Genomic DNA, 1,168 nt, shown 5'->3' with positions numbered 1-1,168 from the left:
GGATTTCGACCTGTACCGGCCGTCTGAGGAGCACGAGATGCTCCGGGAGTCGGTGCGTGCGCTGGCCGAGGCGAAGATCGCTCCGTTCGCGGCGGAGGTGGATGAGGCCGGGCGGTTCCCGCGGGAGGCGCTGGACGCGCTGGTGGCGGCGGATCTGCACGCGGTGCATGTGCCGGAGGGTTACGGGGGTGCGGGGGCGGACGCGCTGGCGACGGTGATCGTGATCGAGGAGGTCGCGCGGGTGTGCGGGTCCTCGTCGCTGATCCCGGCGGTGAACAAGCTGGGTTCGCTGCCGGTGGTGCTGTCGGGTTCGGAGGAGCTGAAGGCGAAGTACCTGGGGCCGCTGGCGCGGGGCGAGGCGATGTTCTCGTACTGCCTGTCGGAGCCGGACGCGGGTTCGGACGCGGCGGGGATGAAGACGCGGGCGGTGCGTGACGGTGACTTCTGGGTTCTCAATGGTGTGAAGCGGTGGATCACGAATGCGGGGGAGTCGCGGTTCTACACGGTGATGGCGGTCACCGATCCGGAGAAGCGGTCGAAGGGTATTTCGGCGTTCGTGGTGGAGAAGGACGATCCGGGTGTGTCGTTCGGGGCGCCGGAGCGGAAGCTGGGGATCAAGGGGTCGCCGACGCGTGAGGTGTATCTGGACCATGTGCGTATCCCGGCGGACCGGATGATCGGTGCGGAGGGGACGGGGTTCGCGACGGCGATGAAGACGCTGGACCACACGCGGATCACGATCGCGGCGCAGGCGCTGGGGATCGCGCAGGGGGCGCTGGACTATGCGAAGGGGTATGTGGCGGAGCGGCGTCAGTTCGGCAGGCCGGTGGCGGACTTCCAGGGTGTGCAGTTCATGCTGGCGGACATGGCGATGAAGCTGGAGGCGGCGCGGCAGCTGACGTATGCGGCGGCGGCGAAGTCGGAGCGGGTGGACGCGGACCTGACGTTCTTCGGGGCGGCGGCGAAGTGTTTCGCGTCGGACGTGGCGATGGAGGTCACCACGGACGCGGTGCAGTTGCTGGGCGGGTACGGCTACACGCGTGACTACCCGGTCGAGCGGATGATGCGCGACGCCAAGATCACCCAGATCTACGAGGGCACCAACCAGGTCCAGCGCGTCGTCATGGCCCGCAACCTGCCGTAACGGACCCGCGAACCCGACGGACCG

1 protein-coding gene is annotated in these 1,168 nt (G+C 68.5%); it reads left to right on the top strand.

The window, feature by feature from the left end:
• The coding region (locus tag GUY61_RS38500; protein ID WP_243767048.1) for an acyl-CoA dehydrogenase family protein at positions 1–1,144 on the top strand (1,144 nt) is incomplete at its 5' end.
• Between the last annotated feature and the right edge of the window lie 24 nt (positions 1,145–1,168).

The sequence above is a fragment of the Streptomyces sp. GC420 genome (assembly GCF_009916105.1).
GTDB lineage: Bacteria > Actinomycetota > Actinomycetes > Streptomycetales > Streptomycetaceae > Streptomyces.
The sequence above is the reverse complement of the archived record's forward strand: the minus strand, read 5'-3'. Positions and strand labels throughout refer to the sequence as shown.